This is a genomic window from Nesterenkonia maliinae, assembly GCF_051262655.1.
In the GTDB taxonomy this organism is placed as follows: Bacteria; Actinomycetota; Actinomycetes; order Actinomycetales; family Micrococcaceae; genus Nesterenkonia.
Genome location: NZ_JBIMEY010000001.1, coordinates 887,165 through 903,265, shown reverse-complemented (window position 1 = coordinate 903,265; position 16,101 = coordinate 887,165). Strand labels below are relative to the sequence as shown.

General features: G+C 67.7%; 18 protein-coding genes and 1 other RNA gene. 6 read left to right on the top strand and 13 right to left on the bottom strand.

Going from position 1 to position 16,101, the window contains the following annotated elements; translation table 11 throughout:
• Nucleotides 1-3 precede the first annotated feature (3 nt).
• From ftsE to smpB, 3 genes are all read left to right on the top strand, one after another.
• Complete coding sequence (gene ftsE, locus ACHAA4_RS04120; RefSeq protein WP_435772891.1) at nucleotides 4-1,887, top strand: cell division ATP-binding protein FtsE; 1,884 nt, start codon at nucleotides 4-6, stop codon at nucleotides 1,885-1,887.
• Nucleotides 1,884-2,801 carry a permease-like cell division protein FtsX gene (gene ftsX, locus ACHAA4_RS04115; protein WP_435772890.1) on the top strand — a complete coding sequence of 306 codons (918 nt, stop codon included), beginning with the start codon at nucleotides 1,884-1,886 and terminating at the stop codon, nucleotides 2,799-2,801. The genes ftsE and ftsX overlap by 4 nt, the downstream gene beginning before the upstream one ends.
• Before the next feature lie 69 nt (nucleotides 2,802-2,870).
• Nucleotides 2,871-3,374 (top strand): SsrA-binding protein SmpB, encoded by a 504-nt coding sequence (gene smpB / locus ACHAA4_RS04110; RefSeq protein WP_435772889.1) that lies wholly within the window; start codon nucleotides 2,871-2,873, stop codon nucleotides 3,372-3,374.
• A gap of 24 nt (nucleotides 3,375-3,398) precedes the next feature.
• Here the strand turns inward: smpB and ACHAA4_RS04105 are convergent, their stop codons facing one another.
• Both ACHAA4_RS04105 and ACHAA4_RS04100 read right to left on the bottom strand, forming a co-directional pair.
• On the bottom strand, nucleotides 3,399-3,788 hold the full coding sequence (locus ACHAA4_RS04105; protein WP_435772888.1) for a DUF6480 family protein: 390 nt from the start codon (nucleotides 3,786-3,788) through the stop codon (nucleotides 3,399-3,401).
• 87 nt (nucleotides 3,789-3,875) lie between these two features.
• Nucleotides 3,876-4,973 carry an aldo/keto reductase gene (locus ACHAA4_RS04100; protein ID WP_435772887.1) on the bottom strand — a complete coding sequence of 366 codons (1,098 nt, stop codon included), beginning with the start codon at nucleotides 4,971-4,973 and terminating at the stop codon, nucleotides 3,876-3,878.
• 112 nt (nucleotides 4,974-5,085) lie between these two features.
• Here ACHAA4_RS04100 and ACHAA4_RS04095 point away from each other — a divergent pair, with 112 nt between their 5' ends.
• Nucleotides 5,086-5,361, top strand: coding sequence for a YrhK family protein (locus tag ACHAA4_RS04095; RefSeq protein WP_435772886.1), 276 nt, complete (start codon nucleotides 5,086-5,088; stop codon nucleotides 5,359-5,361).
• Between the two features lie 103 nt (nucleotides 5,362-5,464).
• Here the strand turns inward: ACHAA4_RS04095 and ssrA are convergent.
• The 11 genes from ssrA to ACHAA4_RS04040 all read right to left on the bottom strand — a co-directional run bounded on the left by ssrA (nucleotide 5,465) and on the right by ACHAA4_RS04040 (nucleotide 14,773).
• Nucleotides 5,465-5,837: a transfer-messenger RNA gene (ssrA, locus tag ACHAA4_RS04090) on the bottom strand.
• Between the two features lie 66 nt (nucleotides 5,838-5,903).
• Nucleotides 5,904-6,320: a fluoride efflux transporter FluC gene (locus ACHAA4_RS04085; RefSeq protein WP_435772885.1), complete on the bottom strand. Its 417-nt coding sequence runs from the start codon at nucleotides 6,318-6,320 to the stop codon at nucleotides 5,904-5,906.
• Complete coding sequence (locus tag ACHAA4_RS04080) at nucleotides 6,310-6,849, bottom strand: CrcB family protein (protein ID WP_435772884.1); 540 nt, start codon at nucleotides 6,847-6,849, stop codon at nucleotides 6,310-6,312. The genes ACHAA4_RS04085 and ACHAA4_RS04080 overlap by 11 nt, the downstream gene beginning before the upstream one ends.
• A gap of 30 nt (nucleotides 6,850-6,879) precedes the next feature.
• Nucleotides 6,880-7,653 (bottom strand): metal-dependent transcriptional regulator, encoded by a 774-nt coding sequence (locus tag ACHAA4_RS04075; RefSeq protein WP_435772883.1) that lies wholly within the window; start codon nucleotides 7,651-7,653, stop codon nucleotides 6,880-6,882.
• Complete coding sequence (locus ACHAA4_RS04070) at nucleotides 7,654-8,565, bottom strand: metal ABC transporter permease (RefSeq protein ID WP_435772882.1); 912 nt, start codon at nucleotides 8,563-8,565, stop codon at nucleotides 7,654-7,656.
• Between the two features lie 88 nt (nucleotides 8,566-8,653).
• Nucleotides 8,654-9,484: a metal ABC transporter ATP-binding protein gene (locus ACHAA4_RS04065; RefSeq protein ID WP_435772881.1), complete on the bottom strand. Its 831-nt coding sequence runs from the start codon at nucleotides 9,482-9,484 to the stop codon at nucleotides 8,654-8,656.
• Nucleotides 9,481-10,500: a metal ABC transporter solute-binding protein, Zn/Mn family gene (locus ACHAA4_RS04060; protein WP_435772880.1), complete on the bottom strand. Its 1,020-nt coding sequence runs from the start codon at nucleotides 10,498-10,500 to the stop codon at nucleotides 9,481-9,483. Before ACHAA4_RS04060 ends, ACHAA4_RS04065 begins: the two co-directional genes overlap by 4 nt.
• Nucleotides 10,501-10,606: 106 nt before the next feature.
• Nucleotides 10,607-11,419: a histidinol-phosphatase gene (gene hisN, locus ACHAA4_RS04055; RefSeq protein ID WP_435772879.1), complete on the bottom strand. Its 813-nt coding sequence runs from the start codon at nucleotides 11,417-11,419 to the stop codon at nucleotides 10,607-10,609.
• 47 nt (nucleotides 11,420-11,466) lie between these two features.
• Nucleotides 11,467-12,582: a ribosome small subunit-dependent GTPase A gene (rsgA, locus tag ACHAA4_RS04050; protein ID WP_435772878.1), complete on the bottom strand. Its 1,116-nt coding sequence runs from the start codon at nucleotides 12,580-12,582 to the stop codon at nucleotides 11,467-11,469.
• On the bottom strand, nucleotides 12,579-14,105 hold the full coding sequence (gene aroA / locus ACHAA4_RS04045) for a 3-phosphoshikimate 1-carboxyvinyltransferase (RefSeq protein WP_435772877.1): 1,527 nt from the start codon (nucleotides 14,103-14,105) through the stop codon (nucleotides 12,579-12,581). The genes rsgA and aroA overlap by 4 nt, the downstream gene beginning before the upstream one ends.
• Before the next feature lie 11 nt (nucleotides 14,106-14,116).
• On the bottom strand, nucleotides 14,117-14,773 hold the full coding sequence (locus ACHAA4_RS04040; protein WP_435772876.1) for a DoxX family protein: 657 nt from the start codon (nucleotides 14,771-14,773) through the stop codon (nucleotides 14,117-14,119).
• A gap of 179 nt (nucleotides 14,774-14,952) precedes the next feature.
• Here ACHAA4_RS04040 and ACHAA4_RS04035 point away from each other — a divergent pair, with 179 nt between their 5' ends.
• Both ACHAA4_RS04035 and rsrA read left to right on the top strand, forming a co-directional pair.
• Complete coding sequence (locus ACHAA4_RS04035; protein ID WP_435772875.1) at nucleotides 14,953-15,684, top strand: sigma-70 family RNA polymerase sigma factor; 732 nt, start codon at nucleotides 14,953-14,955, stop codon at nucleotides 15,682-15,684.
• Nucleotides 15,685-15,779: 95 nt separating this feature from the next.
• Nucleotides 15,780-16,022: a mycothiol system anti-sigma-R factor gene (gene rsrA / locus ACHAA4_RS04030; RefSeq protein ID WP_374955646.1), complete on the top strand. Its 243-nt coding sequence runs from the start codon at nucleotides 15,780-15,782 to the stop codon at nucleotides 16,020-16,022.
• Nucleotides 16,023-16,101: the final 79 nt, after the last annotated feature.

The window sequence follows — 16,101 nt, the reverse complement described above, 5'->3', positions numbered from 1 at the left end:
TCGATGATCCGATTCGAACAGGTCACCCGTCGCTATGAGGCCGACGGGCGACCGGCGCTCGATGACGTCACCGTAGAGTTCTACCGCGGAGACTTCGCCTTTCTGATCGGCGCCTCCGGATCGGGCAAGTCCACTCTGCTGCGGATGATCCTGCGCGAGGGCCTGCCCCAGCGCGGGAAGGTCACCGTGGCCGGACAGAACCTCGGACTGATGCTCGACCGTCGTGTCCCGGACTTCCGGCGGAGCATCGGCATGGTGTTCCAGGACTTTAGGCTGCTGCCGGACAAGACCGTGTTCGACAACGTCGCTTTTGCCATGCGAGTGCTGGGCGCCAAGCGCAGCGCCATCCGCAAGCGGGTCACCAAGGTCCTCGAGAAGGTCGACCTCGCCCACCTCGCGAAGCGCTATCCGCATGAGATCTCCGGCGGTGAGCAGCAGCGCGCAGCCATCGCCCGCGCCATCGTCAACGACCCGGCGATACTGCTCGCCGATGAGCCCACCGGCAACCTCGATCCGCGCGCGTCTGCCGAGGTCATGAAGGTTCTTCGTTGGATCAACGTTTCCGGCACCACCGTCATCATGGCCACCCACGACCGTGCGATCGTCGACCAGGCCGACAGCCGCGTGGTGGAGCTGCATCGCGGACGCTTGGTCCGCGACGAGCCCCATGGCTTCTACGACGCCCCCGAGGGCTCTCAGGCCTGGGAGGTGCTCGCCCAGGCCGAGGACGAAGCAGGACTGCGCGCCCATGATCCGGCCCCGCTCGAGACCGGGCTGCTCCCGGTCGCCGACGTCCTCCACGACGACACGGACCACGGCTCCACGACTGACGTGGGCCCCGAGGGCCACCACACCTGGGAGCCAGACACGCAGGACCACCACTTCGTGGAGTCCCGTGATGAATCCATCGATCACGTCGGTGACCACCCACAAGACCAGGTGATGGCTCCCGGTGAGGACCCCTCGGTCCTCGCCTACAACGAGGACCCCGTTCTCCAGGAGACTGCGCCGCTGGACTCCACCGAGGAGCTCGCCGCAATGGAGCTCGAGGGTGACGCGATCTTTGACGCGCCCTTCGAGGAGGAGCCCGAGAACGAGGGCTCCTTCGTCCACGTGGACTCCAACGACCGGGAGGACGAGCACTCGATCGAGCCGGATCCCGAGGTTTATCATGACGACGTCGCTGAGGACCAGCATGAGAGCGACGCTGACCACGAGCAGCCCGGTCTCCGGATCACCTGGCCCGATCATCTCCGCGAGGACGCGCACCACCGTGACGTGCCCGAGCTTCATGGTGGCTTCGACGGCACCGAGATGCCCGATCTTGAGCAGCAAGGCCACACCGAGACGGAGGTCGAATCGACTGGAGCACAGCAGGCCGGGCTCCTCAGGGGCCACGCCGATGACGCCGGTGTTCAACCCGCCGAATCTCACCGACCCCAGCTCCAGCAGTCCTCATTCGATTCGTTGACCGATGATCAGCTGGCACCCTTGACTTCGCCGCCCGCACGGCACCGACTGTCCTGGCTGGCGCATTCCAACGACGCCGCCCCGCAGCGCACCAGCGCGGAGCAGACCGAACAGCCGGCCCCGTCGGTCCCGGGGTTCACGCTGGATCCCTCCACGCCGCAGCCGGTCTCACCATCACCTCCGCTCCGAGAGATGACCTCCGAGCCCGCGCATGAACCAGAGCCCCAGCCCGGGCTCGACCCGGCGGGTGACCCGCAGCTCGAATCGGAACCCGAGTCCGCTGAGCCCCGCCCGGTGCCCAAGCCCATGTCTTCGGCCTCCCAGTCCACCTCCACCGATACTCGCAGGGAGGCCGAACCCCTCGGGGTTCCCCGCGCGCGCCGATCCATCATGCGCCGACTGAGGAGGGACAAGTGAACCGCCTCCTCTACATGCTCGGGGAGACCTTCAGCTCGCTGCGCCGCAACGTCGCCATGGTCGCCTCCGTCATCCTGGTCACCTTCATCTCGCTGACCTTCGTCGGCTCCGCCGCGCTGATGCAGACCCAGGTCAACCAGATGACCGGTGACTTCTACGATCGCCTGGAGCTCTCGGTCTTCCTCTGCACCGAGAACTCCCCGCAGTCGGCCTGTCCGACCGGCGCGGTGAGCTCGGATCAGCGCGACTCGCTGGAACACACCCTCACCGACGGCGCGGCCAGCCAATACGTGGCCAGCTACCGGCATGAGACCCAGCAGGAAGCTCTGGATGATTTCCTGGAGACCCGGGGGGAGAGCTCCCGGACTGCGTCACTGACCGCCTCGGACATGCCGGAGTCCTACCGCGTGCTGCTCCACGAACCGGAGGAGTTCCCGGTGGTCACCGAGCTCTTCGGATCAGCGCCCGGGGTGGAATCCGTCGCAGACCAGCAGGAGGTCCTCGACCAGATCTTCAGCATCCTCAACGGCCTGACCATGGTCGCGCTGATCATCGCGGGCGTGATGATCGTCTGTGCGCTGCTGCTGGTGGCCACCACCATCAGACTCTCCGCGTTCAGCCGGCGCCGCGAGACCGGGATCATGCGCCTGGTCGGTGCCTCGAAATCGATGATCCGGATGCCCTTCGTCTTCGAAGGTGTGATCGCCGCGCTGATCGGTGGTCTGCTCGCCTGCGCCGCCACATGGGTGGTCGCGGAGTTCGTGCTGGGCCAGTGGATGTCCCAACAGGTCCCGAGCATCCACTTCATCGACTCCGCCCAGGCCTGGATCATCATGCCGGGTCTGCTCGCCATCGCGGTGGTCCTCGCGGTCATCGCCTCATGGGTCACGGTGCGCCGATACCTGCGTGTATGATCGAAGGTCGGCTCTTCTGGCCACTGCAGAAGAACGCCGAGATCAGCGAGACAGCGCGGAGGTGACACGGTGGCGAAGAAGAAGGGCGCGAAGAAAGAGCGCGATCCCAACAACAGCATCGTGGCCACGAACCGGCGTGCGCGGCACGACTATCAGATCCTCGACAAGTACGAGGCAGGCCTGGTGCTCACCGGCACCGAGGTGAAGTCGCTGCGCGAAGGCACAGCCAACCTCACCGACGGCTTCGCCGGCTTCTCCCCAGGTGGAGAGCTCTGGCTGGAGCAGGTCACGATCCCGGAGTATCTCAACGGCACGTGGACCAACCACTCGGCTCGCCGGAAGCGCAAGCTGCTGCTGCACCACAAGGAACTGGTGAAGATCTCCCGCCAGATCGAGGACCCGGGCCTCACCATCGTCCCGATGTCGCTCTACTTCAAAGGCGGTCGGGCCAAGGTCGAGATCGGCATCGCCCGCGGCAAGCGTGAGTTCGACAAGCGGCACACTCTCAAAGAGAAGCAGGACAACCGCGAGGCCCAGCGCGCCATGCGCTACCGGAACCTGCGGTCATCCTGATCCTCGCGTGAATCGGGGCTCTGCTCAGTCGAGCAGTCCGGCGATGTAGCCGACGAAGATCAGCAGCACCACCACGACGATTGCGATGATCGCCACCGTCATGACCAGGTTGCCCCTGGGGGGCTTGGTCGGCGACGCCTGCTTGGGTGAGGCCGTAGCCGAGTTCGAATCCGGTGGGGTGTCGCCCGGCCGCACGCCGCCGCCATCCTCCAGGCCCGGAGTGTCACCGGGCTCCGGATCCAGCCCCGGGTTGCGATCACCTTCATCACGGTGATGCTCCCCGTGCGTGGCCTGGTTCCCACCATCGCGCTGGTGCGGGGGAGTGTCGAGCGGCTGGCCGCCGTTGACATCCGCGGCACCGTGGTCTTGAGCTGGGCGCTGCGCGTCTTCAGGTCTGTTCTGATCGGTCGTCATCTGACACCTCAATCTGTTGTGGTCTGCTGTATCCACACTAGCCAGACCACCATCGGGTCTTGTCCGTGTGAGCTGGACGTCAGCTGACTACTCGCCGATCACCTCAGAGATCTCTCGTTTGGTGGTCGCCATGATCGACTCGTCCGCGGGACTCATCCGTTCACTCGCCATATCTGCCTGGTGCCAGAACGGGTAGGCCAGGGCGGGGCGGCCGGCGTCGTCGATCGCCTGGGCGTCCGCCGCGTCCAGAGTCACCTCAAAGGTGCCCAGCAGGTCGTTCCACTGCTCGAGGCTGCGCGCCCCCACCGCAAGGTTGGTCACCCCGGGGCGCTCCAGCAGCCAGGCCAGCACCACCTGGGGGATCGTGGCGTCATTGCGCCGGGCGACCTCGTCGAGGACGTCGACGACGCTGTAGAGCCGCTCCCAGTCCGCGACGCGCAGCTCGGAACCGTCCCCGTCAGCCATGCGTGAACCCGACTCCGGGCGCTGGTCCCGGCGGAACTTGCCCGTAAGCAGACCCATGCCCAGCGGACTCCACGACTGGGTGCCGATGCCCTGGTCGATTCCCGCGGGGATCATCTCGTATTCGGCCTCGCGGGAGTACGGCGAGTAATGGATCTGCTGGACCACGGGCTTGATGAAGCCATTGACCTCGCAGACCTTCAGCGCCTTCATCAGCTGCCAGCCGGTGTAGTTCGAGACGCCGTAGTACCGGATCTTGCCCGACCGGACCAAACCGTCCATAGTCTGCAGCGTCTCCTCCAGCGGGGTCTCACCGTCCCAGTGGTGCAGGTAGAACAGGTCGATGTGGTCACGGCCGATCCGCTGCAGGGACTTGTCGACCTCGTTGAGCAGGTGCCAGCGGGAGGCGCCGCCGTCGTTGGGGCCGTCCCCGACCACCATCCGTGCCTTGGTGGTGACCAGGAACTCGTCGTAGCGGCCGCTGCGCGCCAGGGTCTCACCCAGCACCTCCTCGGCCACACCGAGTGAGTAGAGGTTCGCCGTGTCGATCAGGTTGATCCCGGCTTCGAGGGACCGATCCAGCAGAACGGCGGCATCGTCGGGACCGAGGTTGCCCATATGCCCCATGCCATTGGCGCCGCCGAACGGCAGCGTGCCCAGGGCGAGCGGGGAGACCCGCAGGCCGCAGGTGGGGGAGAGGGGGCGGTAGAAGGGGGTGCGCATAGGGCTCCTTCGCAGAGACGACGGGACCTCTCGGATACTACTCCGACTCCCGGGGCGCGTGCTGAGTGGGGCAGCTTCTGCGAATCCGAGAGCAGGCGACTACTCTGACCGCATGACTGACCCCGATCTGGTGCTGCATCTCGGCCGCGAAGAACTGGTCATCCGGCGCCGCTACGAGACTCTGAGCATCGCGAATGACTTCCTGATCGCGCTGACCTTCACGGTGGGCAGCGTGTTCTTCTTCTCCGAGTCCACGATGACCGCGGGCACCTGGCTGTTCCTCGCCGGGAGCCTGCTGCTCATGGTCCGCCCCACCATCCGGCTGCTCCGGCGGGTCCACCTGGTGAAGGTGGGTGGCCCGATGGCGGAGTCGGCCCGGGACTTCTGAGCTGAGACGCGCTTGTGGCGGGGTGTGCTCCCGGTCGACCCGGACCCCTGGGCCCGTCCCAGGGCACAAAAAAGCCCGAGCAGGCTGAGCCTGCTCGGGCGATCTGTGGAGACGGCGGGAATCGAACCCGCGTCCGATCTGGATTCACATGGGCTTCTCCGGGTGCAGTCTGCTAGTAGATTTTCTCGGCCCCAGCCGTCACGCAGACAGGCGGCTGACGGGCCCAGCCGTGTGAATTGTCGACCCAACTCCCCACGACGAGGAGTTGGAACCAGTGGCTATCTAGCTGATGCCAGGATCTGGGTCGATAGCAGACCCAGGCTGACAGACTCGCGTCGCTGCTTAGGCAGCGAGGGCGAAGTCAGTGCGCTTAGTTTCGGCACTTATTGTTTTGCAGAGGGGTATTTACGAGGTCACTCTGCATCCTCGACCCGCTTCACCATGATCAACTCAGATCGTCGAAACCGATCGTCCCCATATTGTGTTGTCAACGAGGCTTACTCAGCCTCAGTCCGCTCAGCAATTGCTCGTGAGCGGACTTTTCAGTATAGACCCGACATCTGGGACAGTGCAATGCCCAGCGCGGCGGCGGCGAAGCCCAGTCCCACGTGGGTGACCCAGATGCCTGCGGCCCGCAGCTGCCGGCCCGCCATCCAGGTCTGCGCCACCCGGACCGAGACGGTGGCGAAGGTGCTCAGCGCCCCGAGGACCCCGATCGAGAGGATGGTGGAGCCTGTCCCGGAGAACAGGCCGGCGAACACTCCGGAGCCCGCGTCCGCACCGGTCTCGGCGAGCCAGGTCAGTTCCCCGAAGAGGTAGCCCAGCACCAGGCAGCCGAGCATGTTGGCCAGTAGGACGCCGGCGCGCAGGTAGCGGTCAAGCAGGAAGCGCAGCACCGCGCCGAGGGCGCCGCCCAGCGCCACTCCCAGCACCACGCTCAGACTCAGCTCAGGATCCATGGTGCCCTTCGCTGCTCACACCGAGATCGGCCGACTCGGCGCCGATCTGACCGAAGAGCGCGCGGCTGATGGTCAGCCCGGCAGCCGCCGCGGCGGTGGACCCCAGGACGCTGATGAAGAGGTAGGTGAGCATCTCCATGGCACCGGGGCTGACGTAGGTCACTGCCGCGAGCCCGTCGTAGGCGGATCCAGGCATCGAGGGCATGGCGGCGAGGATCACCGCGGAGAACGTCGTGTAGGAGGCCAGCAGTCCGGTGCCGAAGGTGGGCACCACCCAGTCCGGGGTGCTCGTCCGGGCACGCGCGGCACCGATCAGCAGGCCCAGCAGCCCGGAGCCGCTGAGGTTGATCGCCAGAGTGGTCCAGGGGAACTTCATCCCCTGTTCGGGGATCAGTTCGCCGACGACCAGCCGCAGCAGCGCGCCGCCGGCTCCGGCGAGGGCGACCAGAAGGACCAGCACCAACAGCGAGGTCGGTGGCCGCTTGGGGCGCGGGCGCCGACTGGTGGCACGTGATTCGGAGGTTGACACCCGTACAGGATACGTCCGCGTGCGGCGCCCTCAGCGGACCACGCTCACGCGCATGGCGTGGGCCACCTCATGGGCGAGCCGGATGCTCGTGTCCGCCGGTGCCTCGGCGGCCTGTCCTGGACCGACTTGGTAGCCCGTCTGCGCCGGGGCTTCCTCGCCTGCCTGCGGGGCCGGAGTGAGCACGACGGCGCCGCCGTCGGTGGCTTCGACGGTGACCTGCGCACCGATGGGCACCCGGTGGGCGTCGAGGGCGGAGAGCGCGTCGGGGACGGCGTCGTCGACCTGTTCCAGGCGGACCTTCACCGCTGCGGGGACCCGGCAGAGCAGCTGGGTCTCGGGGTAGTCCAGCTGCAGGTTCCGCCCTGGGATCGGATCCCCGTGCGGGTCCACCCGAGGGTGTCCCAGCCGCACGTCGAGACGATCCACGAAGGTCTTCGAGACCGCGTGCTCGAGGCGTTCGGCCTCCTCATGGACCTCGCCCCAGCCGTACCCCAGCTCGCGCACCAGCCAGGTCTCGATCAGCCGGTGTCGACGCACCATCGCCAGGGCGAGCTGGCGTCCCGCCGGGGTCAGCGCGATGGGGGCGTAGGGACGGTGCTCGACGAGTCCCAGATCGGCCATCTTGCGCATCATCAGTGAGACCGAGGGATTCGAGACGCCGAGGGTCTTGGCCAGCGCGGAGGCGGTCACCGAGGAGCCGTCCCATTCGGCGAGTCCATAGATGGTCTTGGCGTAGTCCTCCACCGAGGTGGTGGCCGCATCGATCGCGGTGGACCGGCCCTGAGCCGAGGTGCGGGGAGTCATCTAGGCGGGATCCTTCACGTCGAGGAGCGTATCGATCGGGCGGGTCGGGGCGGCGTGCTCCCCGGTGGGACGCTGGCGCCGTTGCCGCAGCCGCGGGACCATGCCCTTCACCGGGGCGAAGAGGTAGGCCAGGGCGAACTGCCCCGACTGTGCCAGCACGATCGAACCGCCGGTGGAGATGTCCAGCCAATAGCTGGCATAGACACCGATCAGCGCCGAGGCTGCCGCGCTGCACGCAGCGACGGCCAACATCGGCCCGAAGCGGCGGCACAGCAGCAGCGCGGTGGCGCCGGGCACCACCAGCATAGCGACCACCAGCAGGATCCCCAGCGTCTGCAGCGAGGTCACGGTGGTCAGCGCGAGCAGGGCCAGCAGCAGGATCGACAGCGCCCCGGTGGAGAGCCCGATCGTGTGGGCGTGGATCTTGTCGAAGGCCAGCAGCACGAAGCTTCGGCGCAGCGCCAGCAGCACCGCCACGGTGGCCAGCCCCATGCCGGCGGTCTGCAGCAGGTCCTGCTGTGAGATGCCCAGCACGTTGCCGAAGAGGATATGGGTCAGGTGCGTCTCGCTGGGGGTCCTGGAGACCAGGACCAGGCCCAGCGCGAAGAGCGAGGTGAACACCACACCGATCGAGGTGTCATGTTTGAGCGTCGAGCCGCCGCTGATCCCACCGATCAGCAGCACCGCGAGCATCCCGAAGACGAAGGCGCCCAGCGCCATGGGCAGACCGAAGATATGCGCCAGCACGATCCCGGGCAGGATCGAGTGCGCCACGGCCTCGCCCATCAGCGACCAGCCCATGAGCACCAGCCAGCAGGAGAGCAGCGCGCAGACCACCGAGGAGATGATCGCCGCCGCCAGGGCATGTTGCATGAAGGGGAATTCCATCGGCTGGACCAGCAGCTCCCACATCAGCGTGCCCCCTTCGTCAGTTCTTCGCGCATCGGCCCTTCGCGCAGTCCGTCATGCATCAGTGCGCCGTGCATCAGTTCCTCGTGCATCAGTGCGTCTCGCGCAGCACGGCGCCGAAGCTGCGGCCGAGCTGCTCCTCGGTGAGCACCTCGCTGGGCAGTCCCGCGGCGAGCACCCGCTGGTGGAGCAGGACGACCTCATCGGCGAGGTCCTCCACGCCGGCGAGGTGGTGGGTGGAGATCAGCACGGTGGTGCCCGAGGTGTCGCGCAGGGCCTTGAGCACCGAACTGATCAGCTCCTCCGAGCCGCGATCGACACCGGCGAAGGGCTCGTCGAGCAGCATCAGCGGTGCCTGCTGGGCGATCGCGCGGGCCAGGAACGCGCGCTTGCGCTGACCTCCGGAGAGCTCACCGATCCCACGCCGGCGCAGCTCGCTCAGGCCCACCTTCTGAAGGGCTTCATCGCAGGCCCGCCGGTCCGCAGGCCGGGTGCGCTTGGTGAAGCCCATATGTCCGTAGCGGCCCATCATGACCACCTGCTCCACGCTGACCGGGAAGCTGGTGTCCACCTGCTCGTGCTGGGGCACATAGCTGACCTGGTTGCGTCGTCGGGCCCTGGTGGGGTCCATGCCGAAGAGCCGCACCGTCCCGGCCGTGGGTCGGTGCAGTCCCAGCAGCGCCTTGAACAGCGTGGACTTCCCGGAGCCGTTGGCCCCGAGCAGGGCGCAGATGCTCCCCGCGCCCACGTTGATGCTGACCTCGTCCAGCGCTCGGACGCCGGGATAGCCGGCGCTGAGCCGATTCACGACGACGGCGCCACCCGGCGCAGCGCTTCTCTCAGCGCCTCTGTCGGCGCTCGCCGTGGGGGTCGCGTCCGGGGTCGTGCCGGGGTCTGTGTGGCGGCTCGTCTCGGTGTTCATCGCTGGGCTCCTTCGATGATCAGGTCCAGGTCATGTTCCAGGAGCTCGAGGTAGCTCGGTGCAGGACCGCCGGCCTCGGTGATGGAATCCACGTGCAGCGGCTCGCTCAGGGTGGCACCGGTGGTCTCCGCGACCTGCTGCTGGGCTCCGTCGTTGACGGTGGACTCGCAGAAGATCGTCGGCACCTGGTGCTCCTGGACGTAGCGGATCTGGGCCTCCACCTGCTGCGGGCTGCCCTCATCCTCGGCGTTGAGCGGCCAGAGATAGTGCTCGCCGAGATCCAGATCTTCGGCGAGATAGCTGAACGCGCCCTCGCAGGTCACTAGGTGGATCTCGCCGGCCTCCTGCAGCGGTGCCAGGCGCTCCTCGGCCTGGTCCCAGATCGCTTGGATCTCCTCCCGGTAGGTGTCCGCGTTCTCGGCGAACTGCTCGGCATTTTCGGGGGAGAGCTCGGTCAGGGCCGCTTCGATATTGTCCACGTAGACCATGGCTTGGGCCGGCGACATCCAGGCATGCGGGTTGACCGGCAGGTCCTCGGCGGCGTCGACTTCTTCAGCCTCAGCTGCAGCCCCAGCTTCAGCTGGAGATTCAGACTCTGCCGGGTCCGCGGAGGCGCCCGGGGAGTCCTCGGGCAGTCGGGTGACGGGCAGGGTCTCCACGGACTCGGAGAGCATCAGCACCTCCACCGAGGAGTGGCTGAGGAACTGCTCGTACCAAGCCTCCAGGCCGAGCCCGTTGAAGAAGATCACGTCCGCCGCCGAGGCATCGCGGAGGTCGCCAGGGGTGGGGGAGTATTCGTGGACCTCGGCGCCGGGCGGGGTGATGGAGCGGGTGTCCACGAGGTCACCGCCCACGGCGCGGGTCATATCCGCCAGCACCGAGAAGCTGGTCAGCACCACCGGCCGCTGGTCCTCCGCGGCGCCGCCTGGTTCACCGGAGTTCGCCGAGGCGCAGCCGCTCAGGGTCAGCGCGCAGAGCAGCCCGATGGTGACGGGAAGAGACCTGGTGCGGCGCATGCCCACAGTATGATTTAGGCACACCTAAAACTGCAAGTGAGACGGGACTCAGCGCGCCGAATGACGGCTTGAGGGCGCGGTGCAGCGGGTGCCCGCAGGGTGCGGCTCAGAACGGGGCGGGGCGGTCGGCTGCGAGGGCGCCCAGGGCGGCGTCGTGGAGCAGGCCGTTGGTGGCCAGCCCGTTGGTCCCGGTGCATCCGGGCTCCCCGTCCAGGGAGGTGAAGACGCCGCCCGCCTCGCGGATGATCGGCACCAGCGCCGCCATGTCGTGCAGGCTGAGCTCCGGTTCGGCGGCCATGTCGACCTGTCCCTCGGCGACCATGCAGTAGGACCAGAAGTCCCCGAAGGCGCGGGTCCGCCACACCGTGTCGGTGAGTTCCAGGAAGTTCTGGCTGCGACCGATCTTCCGCCATCCCGCGAGCGAGGAGTAGGAGAAGAAGGCGTCCTCGAGGCGGGGCACCTTCGAGACCTGGAGCCGCTTGGCCGAGGCCAGGGCCTTGCCGGTGTAGGCGCCGCCGTCCTTCGCGGCCCACCAGCGCCGACCCAGCGCGGGGGCGCTGACCAGCCCGACCACCGGCTCACCCTCATCGGCCAGGGCGATCAGCGTGGCCCAGGCGGGCACCCCGCGGATGAAGTTCTTGGTGCCGTCGATCGGGTCGATGATCCACTGCCGCGGACCGGATCCGGTGGAGCCGAACTCCTCGCCCAGGACGGCGTCGCGGCCGCGCGCCCGGCTGAGCTGACCGCGGATCAGCTCCTCGGCCTGGCGATCAGCCTCGGTGACCGGGGTCAGATCGGGCTTGGTCTCGACCGTGAAGTCCATGGAGGAGAAGTAGGACATCGTCTTCGCATCCACGGAATCGGCGATCATATGCGCCAGGCGCAGGTCATCGGTGTAGGCGCTGGTGCTGAGGCTCATAGCGCCACGCTAGCAATCACCGGGCGGCAGGCCCCGCATTCACGCCCTTACGCGCCGAGCCGCTTCTCTTCCGGGCCGTCCTCGGTGCCCGCCATGGACCTGATCAGACCGCGCAGCGAGGTCAGCCGGGCGGCGCCGTGGTCGCCGGCGTGCCCGTCGGCCACCCAGGCGTCCAGGGCGCAGCCGCCCTCGGGGGAGATGTGGGCGCATCCCGGTTCGCAGGCGGCGGAGCCCTCGACCAGATCTGAGAAGGCACCCAGCACGTCGTCGGGGGCGACGTGGGCCAGGCCGAAGGTGCGCACACCCGGGGTGTCGATGATCCAGGAGTTGCGTGCCGTGGCGACGTCGAGGGAGTCAGTGGGCTCCAGGTTCAGCGCGACGGCGGAGGAGGAGGTGTGCCGACCGCGCCCGGTGACGGCGTTGACTCCGCTGGTGGCACGGTCCGCGCCGGTCAGCGCGTTGACCATGGTGGACTTGCCCACCCCGGAGTGTCCGATCATCGCAGTGACCCGCTCGGTCAGCGAGCTGCGCAGCGCGACGACGGCGGCGTCGTCGAGCGTCGGGGTGCCCGAGGCGGTGCCGGCGGCCTGCTGGGAGACCACGGTCTGCAGGTCCAGCTCGGCGTAGTGGCTGATCAGCCCGGCCGGGTCTGTCGGGTCCTCGACCAGGTCGGCCTTGGTGACCAGCAGGATCGGGGTGATGCCGGCGTCGTAGGCGGCGACCAGGGCGCGGTCGATGAACCCGGTGCGCGGGGCAGGATCGGCGGCCGCGACGACGATCAGCAGCTGGTCGGCGTTGGCGACGATCACCCGCTCGGCGTCGTCGGTGTCCTCCGCGCTGCGGCGCAGCAGGGTGGAGCGCTCCTGGATCCGGATCAGCCGGGCCAGCGAGCCTTCGTCGCCGGTGGTGTCACCGACCAGTCCCACGATGTCTCCGGGGACCACCGGGGTGCGGCGCATGGCGCGGGCGCGCACCGCGGAGATGATCCGCTCGCCGCCGTCGGGGTCCTCCAGACGCACCGTGTACCGGCCGCGGTCCACCGTCACGACCCGGCCGAGCTCGGCGTCGGCGTAGTCCGGGGACTCCTTGGTCCGCGGGCGGGTGCCCTTCTTGTTCGGGCGCACCCGCACATGGGACTCGTCCCAATCGGCCCAGCGGCTCATCCGCGCCGGCCCAGCGGGGCGGTTCCGGGCTGGGGGCTCGGCTCCCGCTGTTCGGAGTCCACGTCGCCAGAGTCCACATCTCCAGGGTCCGACGGCGGCGCGAGGAGCCCGGCCCAGAGCTGCGGGAAGTCGGGCATGGTCTTCGCGGTGCAGGCGATGTCTTCGACCTCGATGTCCTCGATCACCAGGCCCAGCACCGCGCCGAAGGTGGCCATCCGGTGATCGGCGTAGCTGCGCACCAGACCGCCATGGGTGACCGGGGCGGTCACCTTGAACCCGTCCTCGGTCTCCTCGGCGGAGCCGCCGAGCCGGCGGATCTCGGCGACCAGTGCGGCGATCCGGTCGGTCTCGTGGCCGCGCAGATGACCGACCGAGGTGAACAGGGTGGGTTCCTGGCACAGCGCCGCGAGGGCCGCCACCGTGGGGGTCAGCTCGGCGGTGCCGTCCACGGTGCCCGGGGTGCGCAGCCTGGTGCCGCGCACGCTCAGCGTCACCGTGGTCGGGGTCTCAGGCTCCTCGTCGACCTGAGCGCCGAAGGCCGGAAGCAGGTCGGTCCAGCGTCGTCCGATCTGGGTGGAGGCGATGGGCCAGCCGCGCATCGTCACCTCTCCGCCGGTGACGGCGGCCGCGCAGAGGAAGGGGCCGGCGTTGGAGAGGTCGGGCTCGACGCGGACGTTGAAGGCGGGGATGACTCCGGGTTCGACGCGCCAGGTGTGCTTCGCCGGGGTGCTGACCTGCACGCCGACCTGCGCGAGCACCTGGAGGGTCATCTCCACGTGTTCCAGCGAGGGGACGGATTCCCCGACGTGACGCAGCGTGAGTCCGCGCGGCATCCGGGCCGCGGTGAGCAGCAGGCCGGAGACGAACTGGGAGGACGCCGAGGCGTCGATGGTGATCTCTTCCCCGGTGATGCCGTGCGGGGCATGCACGGTGAAGGGCAGGTGACCCTCGCCGCCGGGTGCCGGGGCGCCCGGGCCGGTGATCTCGACGCCGAGGTCGCGCAGTCCATGCTGGACCGCGCCCATCGGGCGCACGCGGGCCTCGGGGTCGCCGTCGAAATGGACCCGGGCTCCGGTCAGTGCCGCGGCGGCGGGCATGAACCGCATCACGGTGCCAGCGAGTCCGCAGTCGATGCTCAGCTCGCGGCCGACATCCGAGGCGCGGTCAGCCTCCGGATCAGGGTCAGCCTGGGAGCTGTGGCCGGTATCGGTAGCGGCGGTGCCGGAGAGTGCGGGGAGCGGGGAGATCCGCACGGCGGGGACCCCGGAGTCCTCCCAGTCCTCGAGATGTTCCACGGTGCTGCCCAGCACCGTCAGTGCGTCGAGCATCAGCCGGGAGTCGCGGGACTGGAGCGGGTTGATGACCACCGAGGGGGCATCGGCCAGGGCGGCCAGCAGCAGATACCGGTTGGTCAGGGACTTGGATCCGGGAACGGTGACCTCTGCTCGCAGAGGTGCCCCCGCCCGTGGCGCAGGCCACGTCTGCGGGGGCACCGATGCAGCGGGTGTAGATGTAGTGCTCACGTCGCTAGGTTCTAAGCTCCGACCTTCTTCTTGGCGGACTTGATGCCCTTGTCGGCGCCCTTGGACGCGTTGGTGATCGCCTTCAGGGCGTCCTTCTCGGCGCGCTGGAAGTTCTTCTTGGCGTTCTTCTCGAAGCTGCGGATCTTCTTGGTCGCGTCGCCGCCGACACCATCGGCCCACTTGAAGGTCTTGTCGCCGAACTTGGCGCCCTTCTTGCGGGTGGTCTTCGCCAGGTGCTCGGCACGCCAGGAGAGCGAGGGCTTGCCGTCGAGGTCCACCATGGCCAGGGTCAGGCCGCCGAGGATCGAGGCGTTCTTCAGCAGCGTGCTGCGCTGTGCGGTGACATCGGCGTCGTCTTCGATCTCAGCGTTGCGGTACTCGGCGTAGCTGTTGAACTTGTGCACGCCCGCCAGCATCAGGGCCGAGGCGCGCGGGAAGCGGCCCACGGCCAGTGCGACGCCGGCGACGACCTCGACCCCGCCCAGTACCTGGGTGGTGAGCTTGGCGTTGGAGACCAGGGGCTCAGCCTGGGGGAGAAGGGAGCCGATCTCCTCAAGGGTGGACTCGATCCTCGCTGAGGCATCATCGGTGTTGCGCAGGCGGTCGACACCGCTGGCGATGAAGCTCGCGCCCAGCAGTGGGCGGGCGAATTTGCGAAGCAGAGACATAGTGTCCTCCTGTAGGAGTGTGGCGCTGAAGCATCGTTCAAGGTCCAATCTACCCAATCAGGGCTGTCACGGGAATCAGCCGGCCCCAAGGGTGGTCTGCAGGGTGGATACAGGCGACTCCAGCACGCCGATGCGGCATCCCCAGGAATGCACAGCGCGACGTCGTCGTTGTCCCGTGTATGACCACACCGACTCTCACCCCAAGACGCGTCCGCGCTTCCGCGCGTGACGTCCGACGAACGGTGTGCGCGGTGCGAGTAGACTCATCAGTGATGGAAAAGCCCGCAGCCACCGGCACAGATGCAGATTCCAACAGCGTCGTCGTCGCCGAAGAGACAGAACAACAGCGTCGCGTGCGTTTTGAGAGCGAGGCTCTCCAGTACGTGGACCAGCTCTACTCCGCCGCGATGCGGATGACGCGCAATCCTCAGGATGCTGAGGACCTGGTGCAGGAGGCCTACACCAAGGCGTACTCCGCGTTCCACCAGTACAAGCCAGGCACGAATCTCAAGGCCTGGCTGTATCGCATCCTGACAAACACCTACATCAACATCTACCGGAAGAAGCAGCGCCAGCCGCTGCAGGCCAACACGGACACCGTGGAGGACTGGCAGATGGCCCAGGCCGCGGAGCACACCTCCTCCGGCCTGCGCTCGGCCGAGGCCGAGGCGCTCGATCACCTGCCCGATTCCGACGTCAAGGACGCGCTGCAGCAGATCCCCGAGGAGTTCCGCCTGGCGGTCTACTTCTCGGACGTCGAGGGATTCGCCTATAAAGAGGTCGCCGAGATCATGAACATCCCGATCGGCACCGTGATGTCCCGACTCCACCGCGGCAGAAAGCTGCTGCGCGAACTCCTCAGTGACTATGCCCGCGAACGTGGCTTCAAGAAGCAGGAGGCCAAACGATGAACGATTCTGACCAGAGCCAGACCACCGAGGTCAGCCCCGGAAAATGGCTCGACGAGAACTGCAAGGACGGGGACTGCACCGAGCAGCAGACCCGTATGGAGCGCATCTACGAGTACGCCGACGGCGCGCTCAGCCGGGAGGACATCGGTGAGGTCGAGGCCCACCTGCATGCCTGCCCGGAGTGCGCCAACGACTACGACCTCGAGTGCATCATCCGCACTGTGGTCCGCCGCTCCTGCGCGGAACGCGCCCCCGAGACGCTGAAGGTCACCATCCTGGAGCGGATCAGTCAGATTCGCGTCGAGGCCGGGCACCAGCAGGACGACGACCAGCGCTGACCCAGCACCAGACACAAAAGAACCCCCTGCAGAGATTCTCTGCAGGGGGTTCTTTGTTTCTGCGCTGCCGCTACAAGAA